Source organism: Pseudomonas brassicacearum (assembly GCF_009601685.2).
In the GTDB taxonomy this organism is placed as follows: domain Bacteria; phylum Pseudomonadota; class Gammaproteobacteria; order Pseudomonadales; family Pseudomonadaceae; genus Aquipseudomonas; species Aquipseudomonas kilonensis_B.
The window spans coordinates 2,387,564-2,407,852 of record NZ_CP045701.2 but is presented as its reverse complement, the minus strand read 5'-3'; the positions used below and the strand labels follow the sequence as shown (position 1 = coordinate 2,407,852).

Below are 20,289 nucleotides of genomic sequence, written 5' to 3'. Positions count from 1 at the left end.
CCAACTTGATGCCGCCCACACAATCAGCCGTTTCCGTCTTCGACCCTGACCTCACGGATCGGCCGGCGGTGGCCCGGCAGCTCGACTTTGCAGATCACCAGGCGGAAGTGCCAACGCATGTGCATCGCAAGGGCCAACTGATCCTTGCATTGCACGGGGCGGTCACTTGTACTGCCGACAACGAGATCTGGATCGTACCGCCCAACTGCGGTGTCTGGATTCCGGGCGGCGTGCCCCATAGCGCACGGGCGACAGCGAATGCCCGGCTCAATTATCTTTTCGTGAACCCCGGAGCGGCGAACCTACCCGAGGATTGCTGCACGCTGTCCATCTCCCCAATGATCCGGGAAATGGTTGATCGGCTGGCACAGGAGCCTGCCGATTATCCTTCGGTTGGCCATGCCGCCAGGCTTGCGAGAGTGATCCTCGACGAACTGGTCGAAATGCCGCGCGAGCGCTTCAACCTCCCCATCTCCAGCCATCCAAAAATTCGTGCGATAGCACATGCACTGACGCTCTCCCCTTCCGACCGCAGTACGTCAGCCGAGTGGGCCAAACGCGTGGCGATGAGCGACAGGTCGCTGTCTCGATTGATGATTCGTGAGACGGGCCTTACGTTTGGACGCTGGCGGCAACAGTTGCACCTTGTCGTGGCACTGCGAGAATTGGCCAGTGGTGCGAAGGTGCAGAACGTTGCAACCGAGCTGGGCTATAACTCGGTCAACGCCTTTATCACCATGTTCAAAAAGGCACTGGGGAGCACGCCCGCACAGTATTTTGCACAACGCGGGGCGCTGCCGCCGTCGGCTCCAAAACGAAGCATGGCTTCAAGCATGGACGGGCAGAACCAACCCGAAAAGAACAAAAAAACCACCACAAACTTTATTGAATCGCCGCCCGGTTCGGGCTAACCATGGCCTGACCTGGTGCGCAGCGCTGGCCACTAGATACTCAACAACGAACTCCACCACGGCGTAAGTCAATGCGATGACGAACGTCTGCGCGATGATGCTTCTGTGAGGATCCAGGAATGGCGGGATAAATGCGGTGAATAGCAGCAGCGCCTTGGGATTTGAAATGGCCGATACCAACCCCTGGCGGAACAGAGACCGGCCTCGGAAGTTCTTGGTACCCGTCGCATCAAGACTGACGGGTGGGGAACGCCAAAGCCCGAAGCCCAACCAGATCAGATAAAGCCCGCCGATTATCTTCAACGCGGTGAACCAGGTGGCCGACGCCTGGATCAGCGCCCCCAATCCCAATGCGCAAAGTGAAAGCACGACGGCAAAGCCGAGAACGCCACCCGTGATAGTGAACAACGTTTTTCGGCTCCCATGAATGGCTCCATGGGTAAGCACTAAGAGCGCATTGGGTCCTGGCACTATCGCTATGCCGCAGCAGGTAAACAGATAGAGCAACCAAGTCTCAAATGGCATGATCCGATCCCAGTGTGTCGATTCTGATCAGCATCCTGCGAGTGAACAACCGCCATGAAAAGCGCATAATTTACGTCGTAGCCATTCGATTAACGAATAGAGGTGACAGCGATGCCTGCCAGCGATTTGCAGACCGATTGGCTCAAGTGTTTCGTGGCAGTGGTGGATGCAGGTTCGCTATCGGGTGCAGCCCACGAGGTCAACAGATCGCAATCAGCTGTCAGCATGCAGATGAAGAAGCTGGAGGCAGCCCTTGGACGGCCGCTATTGAGTCGTGGCCCGAGGCACCTACACCTGACCGCTGACGGCCAGACGCTGCTGGGCTACGCCCGTCGCATACTTGCGCTCCACGCCGAAGCCCAAGCGGCATTTCACGGTGAAGAGTTAACCGGACGAATCCGCCTTGGCGTCGCGGAGGACTACGCGGCAAAGTATCTCACGCCAGTTCTGAAGCGCTTTTCGCCGCGCTACGCAGGCGTGGAAATAGAGTTGACCTGTGAACAGTCGACCACGCTGATACCACGTGTGCGAAGCGGCGATCTTGATCTTGCGCTGGTGTCCAGAGACACGCCTCAAAGCGGCACATTCCTCTTCAAAGAACCCATGGTCTGGGTGGGTTCACCCCAATTCGAACTATGGAGGCGAGACCCGGTGCCCATTGCAGTCTACGAAAGAGAGAGCCTGGCTCGACGCTATGCAGTGAACTCACTGACCCAGCAGGGACGTGAATTCAAGGTGGTATACAACAGCTCCAGTCTTGCTGGCCAGGTGGCCGCAGTCGAGGGAGGACTCGCTATCGCCGCGATCACTCAGTGCAGCGTGCAGCCATCGCTTCACGTCTTAAGCAACGAGCACGGCTTAGGAAACATTGAACCTATGGAAGTGTCGATTCTACGTAGCCGAACCTCTCGCGGGTCTAAAGCAGTCAATAGCCTTCATGCTTTTATCATCAGCGCGCTAAGACTTCAGGCGTAGTCAACCGGCTCTGGGGAGGTAATCAGGTGGAAAACCGGATCGCCACCATGCCGGTACCCTACAGCAAGGTGGTCCTGAAATAGGTTCACACCTGTTTCACCCCAACGTCCGCTGGAACGAATGGTCAGGCGTCTACAACAGTACGGTTTCAATTGGGCGCCTCAAGGATCTGGGCATCTCGGGTCCAGGACCGAATCGAATGACAAGATCAGGCCTTTGACCCAAGATACCGATTGATTTGGCGAACTGCGGCCTGAGTGACGCGACTTCCACCGGCTGATTAAGGTGAGCGGTTCGAATATCCATCGCCGTTGCCTGCAAAGCAAACCGTTGAAAGGCACGCCCCACCTCGATCCAGTGATGCTTGTCCTCAAGCGCTGAAACAAATACCGCAATGCCGGAGGAGCTCCGAACATGTCGCGCGTACTTGTCATTCTCGGACTCTTCGGAAAAAAAGAAATCAAACATCAGGCCACCAAGCCAACTGGGGACCGTTGGGTTGCCGGAAGAACCTGTAAACAGTCCGTCGCCCTGCCTCGCGGCCTGTCCTCCGTTGAAACGCAACCATTCTTTGAGTTCGCGCACAAATGCCGGATCACGCATCTGTGCGGTGTTTCCCTGAACCACGAAGTCAAGGACATTCTCCATGTCCTGTTTATCCGTGAGCAACTGAACCCGAACGCCATTTCCCGAGCCGGCTATTTCCAGAAGCCGCAGTTCGTCGTTTGAAAGAGGCTTGGCATCAAATTCGGCCCTGGTCGACTGCCGACGCGGAATTGCCTCGAAAAGCGGAGTTCGGACCTGCGCTGCGCGCTCCAAGGAGATGTTCCATGATTCGTTTTTCCCGGTATTGAAAACGGCATCACCCCTAAAGCCCATCGCTGCCGCTGCCTGCACAAGGTTCTCGGCGGCGCAGCCGAGGCTGACAAAAAGGTGGTGATCGTCTGGATCGACAATCGGACATCTGCGTTGATAGTCAGGCCGGATTGAAATCGACTGATCGTCCAGCCCGAACTTCCAGCACTGGGTGTTGTGACTGGATGGCGCTAGGGTTGCGTAGCGCACAAGTTCGCGCAGTACTGCCGGAACGTTACTCGAATCGAGTTCGCTGTGACGCCATATCTGCTTCACGGCATGCTCATATTCCACACTGCCCTTGCTCGAGGTGTGGAACGCAAGGGCCCCTGCGGCACCCACCCCCGTTACTGCTGCAGTAGCGATGAACTTTCTTCTCGTCAACACTGAACTACGCCTCCCATCTTTGAACGCCTAACGTTTGGTTAATGGGCGGGCGTTAGCCCTGAGTGCCGTAGCGCTCTTGAGCTTCTTTATAACTCAACTCGTGTTTTTCGACAGGCACAAAAAAGCCACTCATCTGAGTGGCTTTTTTCTGAATCTTGGAGCAGGGAACGAGACTCGTATCTGGTGTCCGCCCCATTGAATTCTAAGGCTATGATAATACTCGGAACTCACCGAACCAAACACGCATGTGCGGTCTTGGATGAACTGCCTGGCCGGATATTCAATGACCAAGGCTGGGCGCGTCAGAGTGTCTCAGAAGCCATGACTACATAAACCCACCTGACACTTACTTCCAAGCGCCTCGTCGACAGGGCTTACCGTACCTGGTACAGCACAGCAGCCCCTGGCTTGGGTTCGAAAGCCGGCACAGTGCGCTGCTCAAGTGGCATACCCTTGGCATCCCAAACCAAAGTGTCCGAGGGGTACTCGTCCTTGCGGGTCATGGCGTCGATCTGCTTGGCGATCACCTCCGAACTTGCAGGCACTTCGGGGTTCCATCCAAACACGCCAACTCTACCGTAGAACACAGCCGGCGCGCCGACATCGAGGCGCCGATCGGGACACATGACCAAGCCGCGGTCAAGCATAACCCGCAACGCGCCGACAGGCACCGCCTTCACCGTGGGCGTGGTGCGCTCGGTGCTATGGCCTGGGCAGACATTGGCCGAGCGAGTAACCATGTCCTCGACCACTTGACGATCGGATTGGGCCTGCGCCGAAAAGGCAACGGCAGACAGGGCGAGCACTACAAGATTTGACTTCCAGGGCACGCGAAACCTCCTATGGAAAAAATACTCCAGTGTTGCGGACCGCCCCCATGTAAGAACCGTCCGTTGCCAGGGGCACATTTGAAGACTACCACGACATTAGTTTGTTCCACTTGCTGATAGTTGGGTCACCGCTCGGGACGTGCATCTATTGGATCGACTAGTACGTGACCCTGGAGACACCACACGAGCTGCCGATACGCTGACTCCTTCGATATTGATCAATACCCAACTTCCCAATTCTCGAACAAGCAACTCACTGGCTGGAAAGCCGGCTCGCCCAACGCCTGACATGTTCCTGTCAGCCTCCGGTCACTCTGACGTCAGATCCTTCCCCCTAAAGTACCCCCAATGACCGCCCCTACGGTGCCAGCGTTACAGGCACCAAGGACACATCGCTTTAGCTGGACCTCTTGCCATCAACCGGAAGGAGAAATGCAATGAGCCATCCTGATGCGCACGTCAGTGCTCTTGATCCATTCACTTGGCAATCGACCCTCGACAACAATCTGGACAGAAAAGGCCTGTTGCTCCGCCTGTTCGCCGAACAGCGACTCATGGCTGCGCAGGTGCGAGCCTGCAAGCTGGATCACAGGGACTATCTGCTTTCGCTGATTGATCCGGCATCGACAGTGGACGACGGCACTCGGCACTCATCAAGCATCGAGGGCCATCGAATGCGGAACGTCATCACCGAAGCGGCAAAGAAAGCTCATTGGGGCAAACCGCCAAGACATGGTCGGGCGCAAGGCATCGCTGCCCACTATGACGCGCAGACCTGCATGGCGGTCGTTCTCGATATCGAGGTGAGCGACGAAGGCCGCTTGATCATTCATGACGCGGTCGTTGTCGCGGACTTGGGCTTCTTGAAAAATCCTGGCCGCGTGCGCTCGCAGCTCGAAGGCGCTTGCCTGATAGGGATAGCGGTTGTGACATCCTGCGATTTTGATCCGACCACCGCAGATACCCAGCCCAAACCTGCCTATCGCACCCGTTGGCCACTCGTCTCATGGCTGCCAGGACAGATCGCGGTACACCTGATCAATCCCACCGGGGCTCCCGAAGCCGGCCAGCCCAGCCAGACCAGTTACGCACCTGTCGCCCGGGCCCTGTGCAATGCGATTGCCGCACGACAGTCGCGGGCATGCCGAACTGTCACTTCTGAGAGTGCAATCGCGAGTTCCTGAACAGAGTTAGGCCTAGATACTCATCTCGCGGTGCAAACTGCTCCAGCAACAAGCCGATTCAGTGCACGTCCGCATCCTGGACTCGATCCTGGACCTGAATGCACCGGATGGCGCCGAGTTTCGGTGCTTTCCGCCGGAAACGAAAAAAGGACCCGGAGGTCCTTTTTTCGTTCGCTGCATGATTCAGTTGAACTATGCAGCGCTATGTTTGGAGCGGGAAACGAGACTCTTATCTGGCGTCCGACCCATTGAAATCTAAGGGGTTTCTTTTCTTACCGGAGCAGGAAAAGACTTGATTCTGGACTTGTTTCAATCCCGCATCAAGGAGGAGATAAATAGGCCTTTCCAGTCACCAGCGAGAGCGTGGCTTGATCTGGAAAGCTCGCAGTGTGGTATTGGCTCCAGACTCGTTACGACTGCACGCAGAGGCCAGTTGTAGTGGTGATCACGTCGACGAGCACAGCCTTTCGGTGAATGTCCTCAACCGTGATCGCTGCACGCCGACCCACCAGTGCGACGGCCACCCCGCAGGTCATGTACACGGGCCAGGTTGCGCCCATGAGCCCGTTCCGCATGGCGACCATGTCGATTACCTGGTGGACGGTCATCTGCACCACTCGCACGATGGCCACTGCGACGACCATTGTCCAGTGACCATCAAGAGTTGATGTCAGGCCGGCGGACGATTGATAAAGACTTCACCGGCCAGCAGCTTGGCGAACATCTGCGGGTTGGCCCACTCGCCTTTGACCTGCGCGGAGAAACCGATCTGGCTCAGCTGGAACGCGCCCATGCGTGGGTTGTGTGCGTCTTCGCGAAAGCACTGTGCATAACCGGTATCGGTTTCATGGGCAATCACCGAGTGCAGACGCACACCGACCTCGCCGTTGGCCATCTGCGTATTGCTCAGCACCGCGTCGATCAGGCAGAAGAATACCCGTGAGAACTGCTCGGCGCTGGGCGACACCGGCAAGGATACCCAGCGTTCGGAGAAGCGTTTGCACTGCGCGACGTAGTCCGGGTCGTCGCCGTCCCAGAAGGTCACTGCATGGTCGAAGGCGTCGATAAAATCCCCTACCGTGCCCTTGAGCAGGCCGAAGTCGTAGACCATCTGGCCGTGATCCAGCGCGTCAGCCTCAAGCAGGACCTCTATTTTGTAGGAATGACCATGGAGCGAGCGCGAACAGCGTCGGCTGCTGCAGTTGCGGACGATATGTGCACTCTCGAACTTGAACAGCTTGCGGATCAGCATGGAAACTCCTGGCCGGGCGGGCGCGCCTCTTCGCTCAAGCGCTCGAGCAGTTCGTTCAGCGTGAGACTGCCGAGGTGCTCGCCGGCGCGGCTGCGCAAGGTGACGCGGCCTCCGGCTTTTTCCTGCTCGCCGATCACCAAAAGGTAGGGCACTTTCTGCAGGGTGGCTTCGCGGATCTTGTAGCCGATCTTCTCGTTACGCAGGTCGGCTGTCGCACGCAAACCGGCACGCTTGAGCGTGGCAAGCACTTGGCGGGCATAGTCGTTCTGCCCTTCGGAGATGGTCAGCACGGCGACTTGCTGCGGGGCCAGCCACAGCGGGAACAGGCCGCTGTACTGCTCAATCAAAATGCCGGTAAAGCGCTCCAGCGAGCCGAACAAGGCGCGGTGCAACATCACCGGGCGTTCGCGTTCGCCCTGCTCGTTGACGTAGCTGATGTCAAAGCGCTCGGGCAGGTTGAGGTCAACCTGGAGGGTGCCACATTGCCAGTCACGGCCGATGGCATCGCGCAGTACGAACTCCAGTTTCGGCCCGTAGAAGGCCCCTTCGCCGGGGTTCAATTGGTAGTCGATATTCATGCGCTGCAAGGCACCGGACAGTGCGCCTTCCAGTTGATCCCAGGTGGCGTCGCTGCCGATGCGGTTGGCTGGTCGGGTGGACAGTTTTACCGCCACCTCGTCAAAGCCGAAGTCGCGATAGATCGCGAACACCAGGGCAATGGTGTCGGCGCATTCCTGCTCCATCTGCGCAGCGGTGCAAAAGATGTGTGCGTCGTCCTGAGTAAAGTGACGTACACGCAGCAGACCGTGCAGCGCGCCGGACGGTTCGTAGCGATGCACCTTGCCGAACTCGGCCATGCGCAGCGGAAAGTCGCGGTAGCTCTTCAAGCCGCGGGCGTAAAGCGCCACCGCGCCGGGGCAGTTCATCGGCTTGAGGGCGAACACCCGCTCGTCTTCGGTCGTGGTGGTGAACATCGCGTCGCGGTAGTTGAACCAGTGCCCGGAGGTTTCCCACAGGCTGCGGTCCATCACGTCCGGGGTGTTGACCTCGACGTAGCCGGCAGCGTCCTGCTGCTGGCGCATGTAATTGATCAATTGCTGGAACAGCGTCCAGCCCTTGGGGTGCCAGAACACCGAACCGGGGGCGCAGTCGTCGAAGTGAAACAGGTCAAGCTGGGCGCCGAGCTTGCGATGGTCGCGCTTACCCGCCTCCTCCAGGCGGTTGAGGTAGGCCTTGAGTTCCTTGGGCGTAGCCCAGCAGGTGCCGTAGATGCGCTGCAGCGCCGCGTTCTTGGCGTCGCCGCGCCAATAGGCGCCGGCCACCTTGGTCAGCTTGAACGCCTGCAACTGGCCAGTGCGCGGGATATGCGGGCCACGGCAAAGGTCTTCGAAGTCGCCCTGACGGTACAGCGAGAGCACCTCGTCTTCGGGAATATCGCGGATCAGCTCGGCCTTGTAGTGTTCGCCTTGGGCTTCGAAATGGATGATGGCAGCGTCGCGCGGCAGTTCGCGGCGGCTGACCGGCAGATCGGCGCTGGCCAGTTCCTGCATGCGGGCCTGAATGGACGCCAGATCGTCGGGGGTAAAGGGACGCTCGAAGGCGAAGTCGTAGAAGAAACCGTCTTCTATCACCGGGCCGATAGTCACCTGGGCGCTTGGGTAGAGCTGCTTCACCGCCATGGCCAGCAGGTGCGCGCAGGAATGGCGCAGCAGTTCCAGGCCTTCCGGGTCTCGGGCCGTGACCAGGCTGAGGTTGGCGTGGCTGTCGATCAGGGTACTGGTGTCCACTAGGCGACCATTGAGGCGCCCGGCCAATGCCGCTTTGGCCAGACCCGGGCCGATATCGGCAGCCACTTCGGCCACGCGCAAAGGTTGTGAATACTGACGCTGACTGCCGTCTGGCAGAGTGATGGTAAGCATGGAAATCCTTGGCTAATCGGTTACTGATCAGGCGCTGATTAATGGGTGTTCAGCGTTCTAGTCGTGATGGGGTTATCGCTTAAAGCGCAGCGGCAAGCCTTGGCAGTTGTCCTGCACGCGGCCCAGATGCCAGGCCACTTGGCCAGACACCAGGGTGGTGCGCACTCTGTGCCGCATGCTTTGGCCTTGGAATGGCGTCCAGCCGCAGTGGGCGAGCAGCGGGTCGGCATGCACCGGTCTCGGCTCGCTCAGACGCTCGATCAGACACAGGTCAGCCCAATAGCCTTCGCGCAGAAAACCACGCTCTTCAATGGCAAACAGGTCGGCGACCGCATGGCTGGTTTTCTCCACCAGGGTGGTCAGCGGCAGCACGCCGTCGGCGACCAGCTCCAGCAGCGCGGGCAAGGCGTGCTGCACCAATGGCAGGCCAGAAGGAGCCTGGGCGTAGGGGCGCTGTTTTTCTTCCAGGGTGTGCGGAGCGTGGTCGGTACCGATCACATCCAGCCGACCGCAAAGCAAGGCCTGACGCAAGGCGTCGCGGTCGGCACGGCTCTTGATTGCCGGGTTGCACTTGATCAGGTGACCGAGCAGTGCGTAGTCGCTGTCATCGAACAAGAGATGATGGGCGCAGACCTCCGCAGTAATGCGCTTGCCGGCCAGTGGCCCGGTACCGAACAACGCCAGTTCTCGTGCCGTTGTCAGATGAAGTACATGCAAACGGGTGTTGAAGCGCTTGGCCAAAGCCACTGCCTGGCTGGAAGACTGGTAGCAGGCTTCGCCATCGCGAATCAGCGGGTGCATGGCGGGCGGAATATCCGAGCCATAGCGCGCGTGGAATTCGGCTTCGCGTTCGCGGATACGTGGTGTGCTCTCGCAGTGGGTCAGCAGAATCGTCGGGCAGTTGGCGAACAGGCGCTCCAGGGAGTAGATGTCATCGACCAGCATGTCGCCAGTGGATGCGCCCATAAACACCTTCACCCCAGCCACTCGATTGGGGTCGAGGGCCGCAACGGTGTCCAGGTTGTCCTTGCTGACGCCGAAGTGAAAGCCGTAGTTGGCCTTGGAAAAGGACGCGGCGCGGTGCTCCTTGGCGGCCAGGGCTTCCAGGCTCAGGGTCGGCGGATTGGTGTTGGGCATATCCATCACGCTGGTGATGCCGCCAGCTACCGCCGCGCTGGATTCGGTGGCGAAGCTGCCTTTTGCCGGCGAGCCGGGGTCACGAAAATGCACCTGATCGTCAATCATCCCCGGCAGCAGGAACTGGCCAGCGGCGTCGATTTCGACGTCGGCATTGCGCCCGCCCATGCTGCTGGCGATCTGTTCGATACGACCATTGCGCACCCATACATCAGCGTCGAACTCTCTTCCTTCATTGACCAGGCGGGCGTTGCGGATGACTACGCTGCTCATGCTCAGAACTCGTTCTGCAGGGCTTTGTAACCGCGCACCAAATCGATATTGGTACGCGCCACGTCCTCGGAAAATTCGCTCGCCGATACGCTCACACGCGGCAGGCTGGCCAGGTCAGTCTTGGGCCCGATACGCTGAGTGGAGGTAACGTGAAAGCCGGCCGGCAGATCGCAGCCGTCGACCACCGCGTTATGCCGCACCACGCAACCGTCGCCAACGGTGCAGTTGAACAGCACGCTGTTAAAGCCGATGAACACCCGGTTTCCAACCTGGCAAGGGCCGTGGATTATCGAGCGGTGCGCAATGGAGCTGTGCTCGCCGATAGTCACCGCTGCACCGGACTTGGAATGGATGACCACCCCATCCTGGATGTTGGAATTGGCTCCGATGACGATGGGTTGCATATCACCGGTTTCGTCCACTTCGTCAGCACGTATCACCGCGTAGGGACCCACGAAGACGTTGTCGTGAATAACGACCTTGCCGCAGATAATCGCTGTTTTATCCACGTAGGCGGACTCGGCAATGACCGGTAAATGGCCGGAAGGGTTTTTGCGAATCATGTTTTTTGCTCTGTAGTTGGATTGTGCGGCGGCACCGGGTCATACCCCCCCGGATGCCAAGGATGGCAGCGCCCCAGGCGGCGCACTGCCAGCCAGGCACCCCGAAATGCGCCATGGCTTTGCACGGCTTCGATGGCGTAATGCGAACAGCTCGGATAGAAGCGACACCGCGGCCCGAGCAAGGGGCTGATCAGAAATTGGTAGAGGCGTACGAGGCCAATCAACAGGCGCTTCATTGCGGCACGCTGATAACCGTCACCCGCTCGTTGCGGATGGCGTTGTAGAAGCAGTTGGGGCGTCCTGTGTGGCAAGCCGGCCCCTGTTGCTCGACGAGCAGTAGAATGGCGTCGCCATCGCAGTCCAGGCGCGCTTCGACCAGGCGTTGGTGGTTGCCACTGGTCTCGCCTTTGCGCCACAGCTGCTGACGCGAGCGCGACCAGTAACAGACTTGGCCGGTGGCGAGCGTTTCATCCAGCGCCGCACGGTTCATCCACGCCAACATAAGCACTTCTCCTGTGTCGTGCCGCTGGGCGATGGCGCCGATCAGCCCGTCAGCGTTCCAAGGAATGGCGTCTAGCACGGTAGTCAAAGGCTGTTCTTCGCCGAGCCCTGCCTGTTCAAGTTCAAGCCACAAACTCATGAGTGTGGTACCGCCATCGGAAAGTCGTGCTTGTGCTCGACCCTGCGATCCGGACTGTCTGCAGCCGTCCCGTACCGGACGGGCAGTCGTTGCGCTCGAACAGGCAAGGTTGCCTGCACGCCCCCCTGTCTAAAGGGGACACCGATGCAACAGGCATAGCGTGTGGCGCTGGAGAGTACGAGTGCGTTCATTGGTGAGCCCGGCTTAAGTGTTATATTATTACATTAAACGAAAACCCTCTCTGATGTCTGCATTCAAAAAACAAAATGAGTCCGAGAGATCCGAGACGATCGCCTCGCCTGTGACGCCTACAAACTGATCCGTTTTTGCCGTTTCAAGGCTGGCTAAAATCAATAGGAGCGGTCCACCATGCCCACTGTGCTAACCGAGGCCGAGCTGCTTGCTCTGCCGGCAGAAGACTATATGAATGCTGAGCAGCAGCAGTTCTTCCGTGCCCTGCTGTTGAACCAACGCGGCGAGCTACAGGCGCGTATTGCTGAAGAGTTCGAGGGCTTGCGCGAAGGCGAAACCAATAGCGATCCTGTCGATATCGGCAGCGCTGAAGAGCAGCGTCAGTGGCAATTGCGCTTGTTGGAGCGAGAAAAGAAGCTACTGGATAAAATCGATCAAGCACTGGACCGCCTGGCCCATGGAGAATATGGCTGGTGCCGAGAGACGGGTGAGCCCATCGGACTCAAGCGTTTGTTATTACGGCCTACCGCAAGCCTGTGCATCGAGGCCAAAGAACGCGAGGAGCAACGCGAAAGACACCTGCGCCACGACTTGCTCTGACGCTTCAAACCAGTACTTGATCGACGTCATGTAAGGCAGTTGCTAGTAGACAGCACGACCCCGACCATGCTTCGAACAGCACAGCGCTCGTTCTGCTGCTCGCAGAGGTAACAGCCCCTCCATGCCCCGCTGGCCCTCGATACGCCGGCACGATTGCTGCGTATCGTGAGGCAGGAATTTTTCGCTTATCGAAGCGTTTAGGCATACGAGGGCCAAGCATGAGTGTTCCAGGCCATGCCATTTTGATTCGCCCATGATGAATGTGCGTCTCCAGTCTCCGACTACCGCTGTGAGCGCATTCTGGGTCAGTACCAATCCAACCTTGTAACTTGGTCAGGAGCCTTTTTGGGCAGTTGCATCTGCCCCGAGATTGACCACTAACGTTAAAGGCTGACGCTTCGGCACATAAATCTCAGGCAAAAAAAAGCCACTCATCTGAGTGGCTTTTTTCTGAATCTTGGAGCGGGAAACGAGACTCGAACTCGCGACCCCGACCTTGGCAAGGTCGTGCTCTACCAACTGAGCTATTCCCGCGTCTTGGTGTGGCGCATTCTATAGACTCAGATTACGCCGTCAACCCCTTGATTCAAAAAAGTTTTATTTCGGGTCTACATCCGTCCGCAGATGCGGCCACGCCGCGCGCAGGTATTGGACCATCGACCACAGCGTCAGCCCAGCGGAAACCAGCAACAGCGCATAGCCCAACAGCACCCAGAAGCTGAAATCCGAAGGGTTCGCCAGCAGGATCACCAGCGCCAGCATCTGCGCGGCGGTTTTCCATTTGCCGAGGTTCGACACGGCGACTTGGGCGCGGGCGCCCAACTCGGCCATCCATTCACGGAGCGCCGAGACGACGATTTCGCGGCCGATGATCACCGCCGCCGGCAAGGTCAGCCAGAGGTTGCCGTGTTCCTGTACCAGCAGCACCAAGGCCACCGCGACCATCAGCTTGTCGGCCACCGGATCGAGGAAGGCACCGAACGGCGTGCTCTGCTCCAGGCGTCGGGCCAGGTAACCGTCCAGCCAGTCCGTCGCGGCGGCGAAGGCGAAGACCGAGGCGGAGGCCATGTAGCTCCAGTGGTACGGCAAATAGAACAGCAAAATGAAGATCGGAATGAGCAGGACGCGTAGGACGGTAATCAGATTTGGGATATTCATCGGCACAACTGGCTGCGAGGTTGACGGGCATTCTACTCGCTGTGCAGGTTTGCATAAATCGACTCAGCGAGCTTTTTACTGATACCGGGTGCTTTGGCTATCTCCTCGATGCTGGCACGAGACAGTTCCTGCAATCCACCAAAATGTTTCAACAAGTCGCGGCGGCGCGTCGGGCCGACGCCTGCCACACCTTCCAGTGTAGACGTCCGGCGCGTCTTGCCACGACGGGCACGGTGTCCGGTGATGGCAAAACGGTGGGCTTCGTCACGGATCTGCTGGATCAGGTGCAGCGCCGGCGAATCGCCCTTGAGGGTGAACTCATGGGCGGCGTCGTTCAGGTACAAGGTTTCGAAACCGGCCTTGCGCGTCGCGCCCTTGGCCACGCCCAGCAGGATCAGGTCGGGCACCATCAGTTCATTGAGCACATCGCGGGCCATGGACAACTGGCCCTTGCCGCCGTCGACCAAGAGGATGTCTGGCAACTTGCCCTCCCCGTCCTTGAGCTTGCCGAAACGCCGCATCAATGCTTGATGCATGGCGGCATAGTCATCGCCGGGGGTGACGCCTTCGATGTTGTACCGGCGATAATCGGACTTGATCGGGCCTTCCGGACCGAACACCACGCAGGACGCCACGGTTGCCTCGCCACTGGAGTGGCTGATGTCGTAGCACTCCAGCCGCTGCGGCGGCTCATCCAGGTTGAGGACATCGGCCAGGGCATCGAATCGCGCCGCCACATGTTGACGGTTGGCCAGGCGCGCGCCCAGGGCCTGTTCGGCGTTGGTCACGGCCAGTTGCTGCCAACGGGCACGGGTGCCGCGAACGCGGTGGCTGATGGTCAGTTCACGACCGCGAAGCTTGTCGATGGCTTCGATCAGGGCCGGGAAATCCTCGTGGACCACGTTGACGATCAACTCGGCAGGCAAGTCGCGTTCCGGGCTGCTGATGTAGTACTGGCCCAGAAACGCCGCCATGACCTCAGCCACGTCCTCCTCGATACCCACTTGGGGAAAGAAGTTCTTGCTGCCCAGCACACGACCGCCCCGCACGCTGATCAAATGCACGCAAGCGCCGCCCGGGTTGATGAACGCGGCGATCACATCGACGTCACCGCTGCCACCTTCCATGCTTTGCTGGTCCTGAACGCGGCGCAGCAGGCCAATCTGGTCACGCAGCTCGGCGGCCCGTTCGAACTCAAGGTTGACCGCCGCGTCTTCCATGGCTGCCGACAGTTCATCGGTCAGCGCATTGCTGCGGCCCTCCAGGAACATCACCGAGTGACGCACGTCCTCGGCGTAGACCTGCGGCTCGACAAACCCTACGCAAGGCGCCTTGCAGCGCTTGATCTGGTATTGCAGGCAGGGCCGGGTGCGATTCTTGTAGTAGCTGTCTTCACACTGGCGAACGAAAAAGGTTTTCTGCAGCAGGCTGAGGCTTTCACGAATCGCCCCGGCGCTGGGGTAAGGACCGAAATACCGACCCTTGGCCTTTTTGGCGCCCCGATGAATGCTCAGGCGCGGAAAGGCCCCGTCGGACAGAAACACGTAGGGGTAGGATTTGTCGTCGCGCAGCAGGATGTTGTACGGCGGGCGCCATTCCTTGATCAGCGTCTGCTCAAGCAGCAGCGCCTCGGTTTCATTGGCGGTGATCGTCGTTTCGATTTGCGCGATGCGCCCCACCAGGGCGGAAGTCTTCGGGGCGAGGCCGGTCTTGCGAAAGTAACTGGCCAGGCGTTTCTTGAGGTTCTTGGCCTTGCCGACATAAAGCAGGCGTGCGTCGCCGTCGAACATGCGGTACACGCCGGGGCGACCGCTGCAGGTGGAGAGGAACGCACTTGGATCAAACAATTCAGTCATTTTCAGGCGCTGGCATCGACCATGCCGTGGCGCACCGCCAACAGTGTCAATTCGACGTCACTGCTGATCGAAAGCTTCTCGAAGATACGATAGCGGTAGGTGTTGACGGTTTTTGGCGACAGGCACAGCTTGTCGGAGATGATCTGCACCTTCTGGCAACCGACAATCATCAGGGCAATCTGGATTTCCCGCTCCGACAGCGCATCGAAGGGCGAGTCGTTGGTCGGTTGGAATGACTTGATCGCCAATTGCTGGGCGATTTGCGGGCTGATGTAGCGTTGCCCGGCAAAAACCAGACGAATGGCCTGGACCATCTCGTTCAAGCCAGCGCCCTTGGTGAGATAGCCCGCCGCGCCCGCCTGCAACAACCGGGTGGGGAACGGATCCTCTTCGCAGACGGTCACCGCGACCACCTTGATGTCCGGGTGACTGCGCAGCAGTTTGCGCGTGGCCTCAAGGCCGCCGATGCCAGGCATCTTGACGTCCATCAACACCACGTCGGGTTTCAATTCACGCGCCTTGATCAGGGACTCTTCCCCGGATTCAGCCTGGCCAACTACCTGCAGGCCATCGATGTCAGCCAGCATTCGTGTAATGCCCGTACGGACGAGATCATGGTCATCGACCACTAACACCCTAATCAAGCAGACACCTCACGATTTGGTCTTATTTGGGTTGCACAACACCTTAGCAAAAAGCATCCGGCAGACCTAGCGCAAAGGGACAGATAAAAGTTACAACACATCTTTATTGGCACAACGCCCGAGGCGTCAAGCACCGGCGTCTCGCTGCATCCTCAGGAAACACTCATCCTCGCCCACGACACGCAGGCCCATCCGTTCGTACAATGCCCTGGCCGGATTATCCTTGAACACCGTCAGGCGCAAAGCCGGGCGACGCTCCAGCCCCACCAGGTCCCAAACTTGTCCGATCGCCCAGGTACCGGCGCCCTGCCCCCGGAACGCCTCGTCGATCTGCAGCTCCCGGATATACAACGCCCTGGCATCACGACTGAGACTGACGAAGCCCAGCGCCTGGCCTTCACGACTGATTATCCAGTTCTGGCGAATGATCCAGGCCAGATCGAATGCTTCGTCCTGCCAGAGCAAATCATGCTTGAGGTAATAGGCAAGCATATTGTCGCAGGTCAGCTGTCGGGCGAAGTCGATGTCCCCGGCCGTTGCGGCACGCCACTCGAAGCTCATGAACACCTCATCCAAGCACTTGCACCGGTACGACCTTCCCTGCCCAGCCGTTGGCGTCGCGGCGGGCGACCACCAACAGCTCGCCCGTGCCCGGCGCTGCCGCAAGCAACGAACCGTCCGGGCCCCAGATGGCGCTGCGGCCAGCCGATTCCCAACCGCCGGTGACGCCGCCATGATTGGCGACCAGCACGGTCATGGCGTGCTGCCGGGCGTAGCCTTGCAGCAACGTCGTATCGGGCACGTAGCCGCCCTCGGTGATCAACACCCCCGCCGCATATAGCGTAGCGCCCTGCCCGGCTGCCGCGGCAGCATGGCTGGCGTGGGAAAAATCGGCACACACCGCCAGGGCGACGCGATCCTGCCCCATCGTCAGCATCGAGCCACCATGGCCCGGGGCGAAGGCGACTTCTTCCCCTGGGTGCAGGTGCTGCTTGCTGTACACCCCGAGGGAGCCATCGGCACCGAGGACCAACGCGCCGATCAACACCGGGGCATCCGCCGACAGGCGAATCGGCATGCCCACCACCGCTGTCAGGCCGAGCTCGCGGGCCAAGTCGCGCAGCGGTTGCAATAAGGCATCCTCCGGCAGGACGGCCAGGTCCGCCGCCAGGCCACGTTCATAGCCGGTGAGCGACAGTTCAGGAAACACCAGCAACTGCACACCCTGTTCAGCGGCCGCCTGCATGAAATGCTGATGACGCACGAGGTTGGCACGGACGTCCCCCGCGATGGAGATCGACTGGGCGGCGGCGAAGGCTGGAGCGGTCATGGGTCATCCCTGGGAGGCGCTGCAAACCTCAAGTGTGTCATAAAGCCCAGCGGACTCAAGCCAGGGCGAACAATTGCATGCCCTCGATAGCATTTTCCGATTGAACCGGCGCACCGTCCTCAAGTAAGCTCAGGGCCATTCATCGGAGACAGACCATGTTCAACGCCCTCTCACCGCGTCAAACCGCCAGCGCCCAGCGCTCGGTTGCGGCTGCCCGGGCGAACAGTGTTCAAACTCCGGTCAGCTTTTATTTTGGGTATTGGTTTAGCCACTGGCGCGCCTGATACCCAACCGGCGCCCACTTTAAACGGGTCGCCTTCCAGAGTTTTCCAAACCCCCGGTCGGCCTCCCGACCGGGGGTTTTGTTTTTTCAGGCCCCACACATTTGCAGCACCAGACAACTTGAGGATTGAGCCATGAACTACGCCACTTATTACCGTTACGACAGTTTTTCCGCCTGGCGATTTACCAGCCACCGCTCGGGACAGCCTGCCGCCTCCGATCGGTCACCTACCGGTGGCAAGCCTCAATTGCGGGCCAATCCGGCCAATTGTCGAACACCCCACTAGGACCGGCGCGCGGGAATGAACCCGCTGCCCGTCCAGGAAGCCAGATCATGAATTCGTCCGTCTCCGCTTTGCCGCTGTCCACGCTCAACCCTGCCAACGAAGCCCTGACCCTGCGTCTGCCGAGCTCGTTGCAACTCAAGCACCAATTGCCGCTCAGTACCGAGCTGAGTCACCAAGTGAGTGCCCATCGCCAGGCCATCCGCACGATCCTCGACGGCGAGGACTCCCGCCTGCTGGTCATCGTCGGCCCCTGCTCGATCCACGACCCGAAATCCGCCCTCGAATACGCCGCCAACCTGGCTCGCGTGGCCCATGAAGTGCGCGACAGCACGCTGCTGGTCATGCGCGCCTACGTGGAAAAGCCCCGCACGACCGTAGGCTGGAAAGGACTGGCCTACGATCCTGGCCTGGATGGCAGCGATGACATGGCCGCCGGCCTGACCTTGTCCCGGGAACTGATGCGCGAAATGTTGCAACTGGGCTTGCCCGTCGCCACCGAACTGCTGCAACCCATGGCTGCCAGTTACTTCGATGACCTGCTCAGTTGGGTCGCCATCGGTGCGCGCACCACCGAGTCGCAGATCCACCGGGAAATGGCCAGCGGCCTGGGCATGCCGGTGGGGTTCAAGAACGGCACCGACGGCGGGGTCGGCATTGCCTGCGATGCCATGCGCTCTGCCGCCCACCCCCACCGGCATTTCGGTGTGGACAGCCAGGGGCATCCGGCGATCGTCCAGACGCCGGGCAACCCCGATACCCACCTGGTGTTGCGTGGCGGCCATCGCGGGCCGAACTACGACCAGCAGAACGTCACGCAGATACACCACGACCTGACCCGCCTGAAGATACCGGCCCGGATCATGGTGGACTGCAGCCACGCCAACAGCGGCAAGGACCCGTTGCGTCAGCCGCAGGTGTTCAATGACGTGTTGGAGCAGCGCCTGCAAGGCAACCGCTCCCTGATTGGCATGATGCTGGAGAGTCACCTGTTCGAAGGCTGCCAGCCGCTGGCCCCATCGATGCGCTACGGCGTATCGGTCACCGACGGTTGCCTGGGCTGGGAATCCACTGAGCAGTTGTTGCGCCAGGCCCATCACAAGCTGCAATTGCCAGCCTGAGTCCCGAACACGCCCTCTTCTGGGGTAAATACTGTGACTTGTCTGGATCATTGTGGTGAGCACTTGCTCCCGTTGGACTGCGCCGTAGGAGCTGTCGAGTGAAACGAGGCTGCGATCTTTCCATTACCAATTGAGTCTGGAGCGAAAGATCAAAAGATCGCAGCCTCGCTTCGCTCGACAGCTCCTACAGAGCCCGGCGGGAGCACGCTCCCGCTTCGCTCAGGCTGACGCACTGGAACGAACCTGGACCGTCACCCACTCCGAATGCTGGCTGACGTCATCCAGGCGCTCGACCTGATAGAACACGGCCACCGACCTGTCGCCTTGACCCTGCCAAAACGCCACAGGAACCACAAATGCGAGCGGTTGGCCTGCCGTGGCCTCGGTGATTTCGCGTTCAAGCACATAAGCGGAATTGCCATTGCACTGCAACCAGACCAGCTCGCCCACCTCAAGCCCGGGATCATCGATGACGATCGTCACTCCCTCTTGCAAATCGTCGACATCAAGCCACCCATCATTCATCTCCTGAATCCTGGGCGCCTTCAACACAGGACGCAGCAGAGGACCGACGCGCAATGACAAGGGCTCGGCACGGCGCACCGAATGCCCACGCCTGACGACATAGACCAGGGCCAGGTTGTGTCCCACATGGGGAGCGATCAACGAATGATCGATCCAGAGCGACACCTCACGACCGACAGCATGGGTTTCTATCTCCAGCACGTCGCGCCAAAGCGCGTTGGAGCCTTTACTGGCCGTCAGGATCAACCGATCGCCGACCGCCATCCTGGCGTAGGGCCGAATCGTCACCCAGGTTCCGTCAGGCACTCGACTCGGGTCAAGGCTGCCACCGACCGCATCGTTGGCAATGGCAGGTAGCAGTTGCGGTGATACATCACCGATGTCCAATTGCAGGTGCTCCGAAACCAGGGTGGCCGGCAACTGTTTGCCCGTCACCTGGTAGGAGAGCTCCAGCGAGCCACCGTCCAACTCGGCAATATGCGGTTCGCGCACGACGAATACGAGGTCTCGTCCTACTTGCCGCTGCGTGACGAACCCGGCCACTTCATATCGGTAAGGCTCACCCTCGTTATTGAGCCCATGCCAACACAGCAGCACCTCATCCCCGCACGTCATCATCGGATAAGGTTTGACGGTAACGACGGCCTTGCGCCAAGCGGGATTGATCACCCCGTCCCTGGCCGCGGCCAGGACCGGTGGCGGCAGCCTTGTGCTTGATGTTGAACGGGGTCGTTGAGAAGAAGGGTAAGTGATCATGTACAGGCTCCAGTCCTTGGATGAAGGCACCGTTTGCATAACGGTGCTCAATGGAGCCATTAAAACCCGCTCGCCCCAAACCCACAGCCA

General features: G+C 59.5%; 21 protein-coding genes and 1 tRNA gene. 6 read left to right on the top strand and 16 right to left on the bottom strand.

From position 1 onward, the window contains the following. The first annotated feature begins 8 nt into the window (after nt 1–8). A complete protein-coding gene (locus GFU70_RS10580) occupies nt 9–911 on the top strand; it encodes an AraC family transcriptional regulator (protein WP_081264397.1) in 903 nt (300 codons plus the stop codon). Here the strand turns inward: GFU70_RS10580 and GFU70_RS10575 are convergent. Continuing rightward, nucleotides 828–1,436, bottom strand: a complete 609-nt coding sequence (locus tag GFU70_RS10575) for a LysE family translocator (protein WP_058542101.1) — start codon at nt 1,434–1,436, stop codon at nt 828–830. The two genes, GFU70_RS10580 and GFU70_RS10575, sit on opposite strands and share 84 nt — an antisense overlap. Before the next feature lie 111 nt (nt 1,437–1,547). Here GFU70_RS10575 and GFU70_RS10570 point away from each other — a divergent pair, with 111 nt between their 5' ends. Next, nucleotides 1,548–2,411 carry a LysR family transcriptional regulator gene (locus tag GFU70_RS10570; RefSeq protein WP_027912433.1) on the top strand — a complete coding sequence of 288 codons (864 nt, stop codon included), beginning with the start codon at nt 1,548–1,550 and terminating at the stop codon, nt 2,409–2,411. A 132-nt stretch (nt 2,412–2,543) separates the two neighbouring features. On the opposite strand, the gene GFU70_RS10565 is transcribed toward GFU70_RS10570, so the two are convergent. Further along, nucleotides 2,544–3,653 (bottom strand): Acg family FMN-binding oxidoreductase, encoded by a 1,110-nt coding sequence (locus tag GFU70_RS10565; RefSeq protein WP_153387996.1) that lies wholly within the window; start codon nt 3,651–3,653, stop codon nt 2,544–2,546. A gap of 374 nt (nt 3,654–4,027) precedes the next feature. Then, nucleotides 4,028–4,483, bottom strand: a complete 456-nt coding sequence (locus tag GFU70_RS10560) for a hypothetical protein (RefSeq protein WP_058542099.1) — start codon at nt 4,481–4,483, stop codon at nt 4,028–4,030. Between the two features lie 437 nt (nt 4,484–4,920). Between GFU70_RS10560 and GFU70_RS10555 the strand changes: the two genes are divergently transcribed. Next, nucleotides 4,921–5,667, top strand: coding sequence for an aldehyde dehydrogenase (locus GFU70_RS10555; protein ID WP_116642549.1), 747 nt, complete (start codon nt 4,921–4,923; stop codon nt 5,665–5,667). A gap of 474 nt (nt 5,668–6,141) precedes the next feature. After that, nucleotides 6,142–6,321: a hypothetical protein gene (locus GFU70_RS10550; RefSeq protein ID WP_153387995.1), complete on the top strand. Its 180-nt coding sequence runs from the start codon at nt 6,142–6,144 to the stop codon at nt 6,319–6,321. Between the two features lie 16 nt (nt 6,322–6,337). Here GFU70_RS10550 and GFU70_RS10545 read toward each other — a convergent pair whose 3' ends face one another. The 6 genes from GFU70_RS10545 to hisI form a co-directional block, all read right to left on the bottom strand. Further along, a complete protein-coding gene (locus tag GFU70_RS10545; RefSeq protein ID WP_153387994.1) occupies nt 6,338–6,919 on the bottom strand; it encodes a 6-pyruvoyl trahydropterin synthase family protein in 582 nt (193 codons plus the stop codon). After that, complete coding sequence (thrS, locus tag GFU70_RS10540) at nt 6,913–8,838, bottom strand: threonine--tRNA ligase (protein ID WP_153387993.1); 1,926 nt, start codon at nt 8,836–8,838, stop codon at nt 6,913–6,915. Before thrS ends, GFU70_RS10545 begins: the two co-directional genes overlap by 7 nt. Nucleotides 8,839–8,910: 72 nt before the next feature. After that, nucleotides 8,911–10,248 (bottom strand): dihydroorotase, encoded by a 1,338-nt coding sequence (locus GFU70_RS10535; protein ID WP_153387992.1) that lies wholly within the window; start codon nt 10,246–10,248, stop codon nt 8,911–8,913. Nucleotides 10,249–10,250: 2 nt separating this feature from the next. Then, nucleotides 10,251–10,811, bottom strand: coding sequence for a carbonate dehydratase (locus GFU70_RS10530; protein ID WP_153387991.1), 561 nt, complete (start codon nt 10,809–10,811; stop codon nt 10,251–10,253). After that, nucleotides 10,808–11,047, bottom strand: a complete 240-nt coding sequence (gene yidD, locus GFU70_RS10525) for a membrane protein insertion efficiency factor YidD (protein WP_153387990.1) — start codon at nt 11,045–11,047, stop codon at nt 10,808–10,810. The genes GFU70_RS10530 and yidD overlap by 4 nt, the downstream gene beginning before the upstream one ends. Further along, nucleotides 11,044–11,451, bottom strand: a complete 408-nt coding sequence (gene hisI / locus GFU70_RS10520) for a phosphoribosyl-AMP cyclohydrolase (RefSeq protein ID WP_153387989.1) — start codon at nt 11,449–11,451, stop codon at nt 11,044–11,046. The genes yidD and hisI overlap by 4 nt, the downstream gene beginning before the upstream one ends. Nucleotides 11,452–11,820: 369 nt before the next feature. Between hisI and dksA the strand changes: the two genes are divergently transcribed. Beyond that, nucleotides 11,821–12,243 carry an RNA polymerase-binding protein DksA gene (gene dksA, locus GFU70_RS10515; RefSeq protein ID WP_153387988.1) on the top strand — a complete coding sequence of 141 codons (423 nt, stop codon included), beginning with the start codon at nt 11,821–11,823 and terminating at the stop codon, nt 12,241–12,243. A gap of 458 nt (nt 12,244–12,701) precedes the next feature. Here dksA and GFU70_RS10510 read toward each other — a convergent pair. From GFU70_RS10510 to GFU70_RS10485, 6 genes are all read right to left on the bottom strand, one after another. Next, nucleotides 12,702–12,777, bottom strand: a tRNA-Gly gene (locus GFU70_RS10510). A 63-nt stretch (nt 12,778–12,840) separates the two neighbouring features. Beyond that, a complete protein-coding gene (gene pgsA / locus GFU70_RS10505) occupies nt 12,841–13,401 on the bottom strand; it encodes a CDP-diacylglycerol--glycerol-3-phosphate 3-phosphatidyltransferase (protein ID WP_058545050.1) in 561 nt (186 codons plus the stop codon). Nucleotides 13,402–13,433: 32 nt separating this feature from the next. Next, nucleotides 13,434–15,257, bottom strand: coding sequence for an excinuclease ABC subunit UvrC (uvrC, locus tag GFU70_RS10500; RefSeq protein ID WP_058545049.1), 1,824 nt, complete (start codon nt 15,255–15,257; stop codon nt 13,434–13,436). Nucleotides 15,258–15,259: 2 nt separating this feature from the next. Continuing rightward, nucleotides 15,260–15,901: a UvrY/SirA/GacA family response regulator transcription factor gene (uvrY, locus tag GFU70_RS10495; RefSeq protein ID WP_003200277.1), complete on the bottom strand. Its 642-nt coding sequence runs from the start codon at nt 15,899–15,901 to the stop codon at nt 15,260–15,262. A gap of 126 nt (nt 15,902–16,027) precedes the next feature. Beyond that, on the bottom strand, nt 16,028–16,462 hold the full coding sequence (locus GFU70_RS10490) for a GNAT family N-acetyltransferase (protein WP_064106785.1): 435 nt from the start codon (nt 16,460–16,462) through the stop codon (nt 16,028–16,030). A 7-nt stretch (nt 16,463–16,469) separates the two neighbouring features. Then, entirely contained in the window at nt 16,470–17,231 is a 762-nt protein-coding gene (locus tag GFU70_RS10485) for a carbon-nitrogen hydrolase family protein (protein WP_153387987.1), read from the bottom strand. Between the two features lie 616 nt (nt 17,232–17,847). Between GFU70_RS10485 and GFU70_RS10480 the strand changes: the two genes are divergently transcribed. Then, a complete protein-coding gene (locus tag GFU70_RS10480) occupies nt 17,848–18,918 on the top strand; it encodes a 3-deoxy-7-phosphoheptulonate synthase (protein ID WP_153387986.1) in 1,071 nt (356 codons plus the stop codon). Nucleotides 18,919–19,137: 219 nt separating this feature from the next. Here the strand turns inward: GFU70_RS10480 and GFU70_RS10475 are convergent, their stop codons facing one another. Continuing rightward, nucleotides 19,138–20,199, bottom strand: a complete 1,062-nt coding sequence (locus GFU70_RS10475; protein ID WP_226921081.1) for a hypothetical protein — start codon at nt 20,197–20,199, stop codon at nt 19,138–19,140. Nucleotides 20,200–20,289 lie beyond the last annotated feature (90 nt).

Coding starts and splice junctions, on each gene's coding strand:
- GFU70_RS10580 (WP_081264397.1), top strand. CDS start 9: ATGCCGCCCACACAATCAGCCGTTTCCGTCTTCGACCCTGACCTCACG.
- GFU70_RS10575 (WP_058542101.1), bottom strand. CDS start 1,436: ATGCCATTTGAGACTTGGTTGCTCTATCTGTTTACCTGCTGCGGCATA.
- GFU70_RS10570 (WP_027912433.1), top strand. CDS start 1,548: ATGCCTGCCAGCGATTTGCAGACCGATTGGCTCAAGTGTTTCGTGGCA.
- GFU70_RS10555 (WP_116642549.1), top strand. CDS start 4,921: ATGAGCCATCCTGATGCGCACGTCAGTGCTCTTGATCCATTCACTTGG.
- GFU70_RS10550 (WP_153387995.1), top strand. CDS start 6,142: ATGTCCTCAACCGTGATCGCTGCACGCCGACCCACCAGTGCGACGGCC.
- GFU70_RS10545 (WP_153387994.1), bottom strand. CDS start 6,919: ATGCTGATCCGCAAGCTGTTCAAGTTCGAGAGTGCACATATCGTCCGC.
- thrS (WP_153387993.1), bottom strand. CDS start 8,838: ATGCTTACCATCACTCTGCCAGACGGCAGTCAGCGTCAGTATTCACAA.
- GFU70_RS10535 (WP_153387992.1), bottom strand. CDS start 10,248: ATGAGCAGCGTAGTCATCCGCAACGCCCGCCTGGTCAATGAAGGAAGA.
- GFU70_RS10530 (WP_153387991.1), bottom strand. CDS start 10,811: ATGATTCGCAAAAACCCTTCCGGCCATTTACCGGTCATTGCCGAGTCC.
- yidD (WP_153387990.1), bottom strand. CDS start 11,047: ATGAAGCGCCTGTTGATTGGCCTCGTACGCCTCTACCAATTTCTGATC.
- hisI (WP_153387989.1), bottom strand. CDS start 11,451: ATGAGTTTGTGGCTTGAACTTGAACAGGCAGGGCTCGGCGAAGAACAG.
- dksA (WP_153387988.1), top strand. CDS start 11,821: ATGCCCACTGTGCTAACCGAGGCCGAGCTGCTTGCTCTGCCGGCAGAA.
- pgsA (WP_058545050.1), bottom strand. CDS start 13,401: ATGAATATCCCAAATCTGATTACCGTCCTACGCGTCCTGCTCATTCCG.
- uvrC (WP_058545049.1), bottom strand. CDS start 15,257: ATGACTGAATTGTTTGATCCAAGTGCGTTCCTCTCCACCTGCAGCGGT.
- GFU70_RS10490 (WP_064106785.1), bottom strand. CDS start 16,462: ATGAGCTTCGAGTGGCGTGCCGCAACGGCCGGGGACATCGACTTCGCC.
- GFU70_RS10485 (WP_153387987.1), bottom strand. CDS start 17,231: ATGACCGCTCCAGCCTTCGCCGCCGCCCAGTCGATCTCCATCGCGGGG.
- GFU70_RS10480 (WP_153387986.1), top strand. CDS start 17,848: ATGAATTCGTCCGTCTCCGCTTTGCCGCTGTCCACGCTCAACCCTGCC.
- GFU70_RS10475 (WP_226921081.1), bottom strand. CDS start 20,199: ATGATCACTTACCCTTCTTCTCAACGACCCCGTTCAACATCAAGCACA.